We start from the raw sequence: 5,195 nt of genomic DNA, 5'->3' as shown, positions 1-5,195 counted from the left end.
GGCTGTCCGGCCTGAGTCGGGGAATGGTTCACACAAGAATCCTTTTGAAGATGAATCGGGACCGATCGGGCAGACGGCTCAACGGCTGACCGTCGGCAACGCCTGGCTATTTATATATCGATCGGTACAAATGTAGGGCGCGAGCCTTCGCGTTGTCAATGACTTTTGTATCGAGTAGTATGGATGTCGTAATCAAAGGAGTCTGATATGGCGCAGATGGGCCGGCCGCGCGCGTTTGATCGTGACCAGGCGATCGACCAGGCGTTGCATCTATTCTGGGAACAGGGCTACGAATCCACGTCGTTGAGCCAGTTGAAGGCCGGCATCGGCGGCGGCATTTCCGCGCCCAGCTTTTATGCGGCCTTCGGATCGAAAGATGCGTTGTTCCAAGAGACCGTGCAGCGCTATCTGGAAACCTATGCGCAGGTCACGGAATGCCTGTGGGACGACGTCATGCCCGCCCGCGATGCCGTTGAACTGGCGTTGCGCCAATCGTCGAAGATGCAGTGCGAGCGGGGGCATCCCAAGGGCTGCATGGTGGCGCTGGGCGTCATGAGCGCGCCGACGCCCGAGCATGCGGACGTCACCAAACCCCTGACGGCGTCGCGCCAACGCACCCGCGCGGGCTTCGTCCATTGCGTTGAACGCGGCATTGCCAGTGGCGAGTTGTCCGCTGCGACGGACGCCCGGTCCCTGGCCTGCGTGTTTGACGGGTTCCTGGTGGGAGTGTCCACGCTGGCGCGCGACGGCGTGCGCTATCCGACTTTCGACGCCGCGATCACGCAGCTGATGATGGTCTGGGACGCCTCGCGCAGCAAGGAATAAGCGCGGCGCGGCCGCAGCCAGGCGCGGGCGTCCGGCTGCCGGCTAGACGTTCTGTTCGGCCAGCCCGACCAGCGTCAGAAAGAACGTTCGCCGCAGGGTGAATCCCAGGCGTTCATACAAGGCGATCGCGTTGTGGTTGCTGGCCAGCACATGCAGGAAGGGCGTGTCGCCGCGCTGCTGGATGCCGGCCTGCAACCGTTTGATGAGCTGGCCGGCGATGCCCTTGCCCCGCCAGGCCGGATCCACGCAGACCGCGCTGATCTCGACGTGGCCTTCCGGGCGCATCCGTTCGCCCGCCATCGCGATCAGGCGTCCTTGATCCCGAATGCCGATGTAGCGTCCCATTTCGTGGGTGCGCTTGCAGAACGGGCCGGGTTTGGTCGCTTGCGCCAGTTCCAGCATGTCTGCCGCATCGGCGCTACCCAAGAGGGTGATGCCGCAGGCGTCGTCGCAGGCGGCTGCCGTGACCGTCGCCGTCATTTGATGCAGCACGCCGATCGGCTGCGTGCGAAGGCCGGCATCGAGCGCTTGCGGTTCCGCGCCCAGGACGGCGACCTGTTCGCCCGGCTGCAAAAGCTGCGCCAGCGCCTGCCACGCCTGCGCCGACTCGGACGCCAAGGCCGCGAACGGCGCCACGTCGGGCAGGTAGCGGCAGGCCAGGTCGTCGCCTAGCCGCAAGGGGGCATGCGCCGCGCCCAGTGCGTTCCACACGGGGTTGTCGAGCGGATGGGAGGGGGAGGGATTCATACGGGTTCCGGTAATTGGCGCCAGGTGCGTCACGGGCCCTACTGTAGACAGGAAACCGCAATGGTTCTATTGTCGTAAATGACATTTTTCGAGTCATTTCCGCCATGAAAATTACCGTGCTGGCCCTGGAGGGCTGTTTCGACACCGGCCTGTCAGCGATTCTTGACGCCTTCACCACCGCCAATGAGCTGGCGGCAATGGACCGGGCTGCCGAAGGGCAGCCGTTCGACGTCAAGGTGGTGGGCGTACGCCCCGATGTGCGCACCGGCTTGGGCATGCGCGTCCCCGTGCAGGCCGTTGCCGACATGGGCACGCCCGACTGGCTGGTCATGCCGGCCATCGCCACCAAGATGCCGGAACAATTGCTGCCGGCGCTGGCCCGCCCCGACGTGGCCGATGCCATGGCGTTGCTGCGCGACAGCCACGCCAGCGGCGTGAAGATCGCGGCCGCGTGCATCGGCACGTTCGTGCTGGCGGAATCGGGATTGCTGAATGGCCATGAGGCCACGACGTCGTGGTGGCTGGCCCCGCTGTTTCGCGAGCGCTATCCCGACGTGCGGCTGGACAGCACGCGCATGATGGTGCCGTCGGGTGAATTCACGACGGCGGGCGCCGCGATGGGGCACCTGGATCTGGCGTTGTGGCTGTTGAACCAGGCCAGCCCGGCCCTGGCGTCCGTGGTCGTCCGCTATCTGTTGGTGGATGCCCGGCCATCGCAAGCGCCGTACATGATTCCCGACCATCTGGCCCGGGCGGACCCGTTGGTCGAACGCTTCGAGCATTGGGCAAGAGGGCGCCTGGCCGAAGGCTTTTCGCTGGATGCCGCCGCCGTCGCGTTGGCGACCAGCACGCGCACGCTGCAGCGCCGAATCGAGGCCGTGCTGGGCAAATCGCCCTTGTCGTATGTGCAGGACTTGCGCGTGGAGCGCGCCGTTCATTTGTTGCGCACCAGCAAGCTGAACATCGAGGCCATCGCAGCCGAAGTCGGCTACGGCGACGGCGCAACGTTGCGCACGTTGCTGCGCCGCCGCTTGGGGCGCGGAGTGCGGGAACTGCGCGGCGCGTGATCCCGGCACGTCAAGCCGGCAGACGACGCGCGCGTCCCGCCATGCGCTTACGCCGCGCGGCGCAGCTTCACACCGGGAAAGTCCACCGGCACGGCAAATGCCACGTTCACATAGTTCGTGAACAGGTTCAGCGCCACATGCGCCAGGATCTCGACGATTGCTTCGTCGTTGAAGCCCGCGGCGCGCACGGCTTGCACGTCCGCCTGGCTGACCTGGCCGCGTGCTTCGACCAACTGCAGGGCAAAGCGCAGGGCGGCGGCCGTCTTGGGGTCGGTCGCTTGGCCGCCCTGGGCCGCCGACATTTCCTCGGCACTGGCGCCGGCTTTGCGGCCTAGCGCCGTGTGGGCGGCCAGGCAGTATTCGCAAGCATTGCGGTCGGCCACGGCCACGGCGATCTGTTCGCCCAGCTTGGCCGGGATGACCCCGCCGCCCAACGCGCCGAACGCGCCCCACATGCTTTTCAGCGCGGCGGGCGAATTGGCCACGGCCTTGAACATGTTGGGCGTTGCGCCAAAGGCGTTGTGGATCTGGGTCAGCAGCGCGGCGCGGTCAGCGGTGGTGTTGCTGGAATCGATGAGGGATACGCGGGTCATGGTCATTACTCCTGTTCGGGTAGGGGACGCCGCCGGGTAGTGGCGGGTTAAGGGAATCGTACGTACAATTCCTGGATGTATGGATCTATTGTGTCCATAAAACTTGTCCTATCGTCCAGTCATGAATGCTCCGATGCTTGCCCCCGTTGATCGCCTGTCGGCCCTGCTGGACCGCTTCCGGGTGCGCGCCAGCCTGTTCCACACAGGCGCGCTTTGCGGTATCCAGACCTTTGAGGCGCAGCCCGGCAGGGGCTTTCTGCATGTGCTGCGGCAGGGCGAAATGGAAGTCCGGCACCTGCCTGGCGCGGCCAGCCCGCAACGCATGACGCTGACCGAACCGACCCTGCTGTTCTATCCCCGCGCCATGCACCACGAATTCATCAATCCGCCCGTTGCCGGTTCGGACTTCACCTGCGCGGCGCTGGATTTCGACGGGGGCGAACGCAATCCCCTCGTGCAGTCCTTGCCGCCGGTGCTGCGCGTGCCGTTGAACGCCGTCGACGGGCTGCGGCCCGCGTTGGATCTGCTGTTTGCCGAAGCGGACAACGTGCGTTGCGGTTCGCGCCTGCTGGCCGACCGGCTGTTTGAAGTGGTGCTGATCCAGTTGCTGCGGTGGATACTGGATCACCCCGCGCAGGCCGGGGTCAGCAGTGGGCTGGTGATGGGGTTGGCGGACCCGAAGCTGGCCCGGGCGCTGGTGGCCCTGCACCAGGCGCCGCGCGACGATTGGCCGCTGGAAAAGATGGCGGCCATCGCCGGCATGTCGCGCAGCGCGTTCGCCGCGGCCTTCAAGGACGCCACAGGCACGACGCCGGCCGCCTACCTGACCGATTGGCGCTTGAGCCTGGCGGCATCGATGATGCGGTCAGGCCGCCCCGTGAAGCTGATCGCGGACGAGCTGGGCTTTGCCAGCGCGTCGTCCTTGTCCAAGGCTTTCCGGCAACGGATGGGCGCCTCGCCGCGGGAATGGCTGGTGGCGAACCGCTAGGCCGCTAGTGGCCGCGCGGGTTCGACTTCGATGGTGACGTGGGACAAGCCAGACAGGTGGGCCAGCCGCGACTTGTAGGCCGAAGGCGCCAGCGGGTGATCGGCCGATACCGAAACGATGACGGCGTGGTGGCCCGGGCCGACACGCCAGACGTGCAGGTCGGTGATCCGCGCGCCGGTGTCCTCGATGGCGGAGCGGATGCGGTCCGCCACGTCGCCATCGCCAGGAACCTGATCCAGCAGCGCGCCACCGGTGTTGCGCACCAAGGCCCATGACCAATTCGCGATGACCAGCGCGCCGGCAATGCCCATGACCGGGTCGGCCCAATACCAGCCGTAGCTGCGGCCCAGCAGCAGCGCCACGATGGCCAGTACCGAGGTCAGCGCATCCGCCAGCACGTGCATGTAGGCCGAGCGCAGGTTGTTGTCGCGCGCGTCGTGGCGGGCATGGGCGTGATCGTCGTGGCCGTGCGCGTGGTCATGCCGATGCCCGCCGGCGTGTGCGTGGTGGTGATGGTCGCTGTCGTCTTTCAGCAGCCATGCGCTGACGAGGTTCACGGCGAGTCCCACGACGGCGATGCCGATGGCCTCGTCGAATCGGATGGCGACCGGGTCGGCCAGCCTGACCGCGCTTTCCCAGCCGATCAGCAACGACACCATCGCCAGCACGATGGCGCTGGCGAACGCAGCCAGGTCGCCCAGCTTTCCCGTGCCGAAAGTGAAGCGCGAATCCGTCGCGTGGCGGCGAGCGTATCCGTAAGCCAGCGCCGCAATCAGCATGGCGCCCGCATGTGTGGACATATGCCAGCCGTCGGCCACCAGCGCCATCGATCCGTAGAGCGTCCCGGCGATGATCTCCACCAGCATCATGCTGGCGGTCAGCGCGATGACCAGCCACACCTTGCGTTCGTTGCGGCGATGGCCTGCGCCCAGGAAGACGTGGTCGTGATTGGCGGGAGGGAGGGCGTGATGAGGG

At 66.3% G+C, this 5,195-nt stretch carries 6 protein-coding genes; 3 read left to right on the top strand and 3 right to left on the bottom strand.

Annotated elements, in window-relative coordinates; genetic code table 11:
- Positions 1–207: 207 nt before the first annotated feature.
- The gene (locus ACO6D5_RS21030) at positions 208–825 is read left to right on the top strand and encodes a TetR/AcrR family transcriptional regulator (protein WP_485826434.1); all 618 of its coding nucleotides are present in this window, start codon (positions 208–210) and stop codon (positions 823–825) included.
- 42 nt (positions 826–867) lie between these two features.
- On the opposite strand, the gene ACO6D5_RS21025 is transcribed toward ACO6D5_RS21030, so the two are convergent.
- Positions 868–1,572 carry a GNAT family N-acetyltransferase gene (locus tag ACO6D5_RS21025; RefSeq protein WP_485826433.1) on the bottom strand — a complete coding sequence of 235 codons (705 nt, stop codon included), beginning with the start codon at positions 1,570–1,572 and terminating at the stop codon, positions 868–870.
- A gap of 104 nt (positions 1,573–1,676) precedes the next feature.
- Here ACO6D5_RS21025 and ACO6D5_RS21020 point away from each other — a divergent pair, with 104 nt between their 5' ends.
- Positions 1,677–2,639, top strand: coding sequence for a GlxA family transcriptional regulator (locus ACO6D5_RS21020; RefSeq protein ID WP_485826432.1), 963 nt, complete (start codon positions 1,677–1,679; stop codon positions 2,637–2,639).
- Between the two features lie 47 nt (positions 2,640–2,686).
- Here ACO6D5_RS21020 and ACO6D5_RS21015 read toward each other — a convergent pair whose 3' ends face one another.
- A complete protein-coding gene (locus ACO6D5_RS21015) occupies positions 2,687–3,232 on the bottom strand; it encodes a carboxymuconolactone decarboxylase family protein (RefSeq protein ID WP_315846309.1) in 546 nt (181 codons plus the stop codon).
- Positions 3,233–3,365: 133 nt separating this feature from the next.
- On the opposite strand from ACO6D5_RS21015, the gene ACO6D5_RS21010 reads away from it, so the two are divergent.
- A complete protein-coding gene (locus ACO6D5_RS21010; protein WP_485826431.1) occupies positions 3,366–4,220 on the top strand; it encodes an AraC family transcriptional regulator in 855 nt (284 codons plus the stop codon).
- Here the strand turns inward: ACO6D5_RS21010 and dmeF are convergent.
- A partial coding sequence (dmeF, locus tag ACO6D5_RS21005; RefSeq protein WP_485826430.1) for a CDF family Co(II)/Ni(II) efflux transporter DmeF occupies positions 4,217–5,195 on the bottom strand: 979 nt, incomplete at its 5' end. The two genes, ACO6D5_RS21010 and dmeF, sit on opposite strands and share 4 nt — an antisense overlap.

Source organism: Achromobacter sp., from assembly GCF_057314935.1.
The sequence above is the reverse complement of the archived record's forward strand: the minus strand, read 5'-3'. Positions and strand labels throughout refer to the sequence as shown.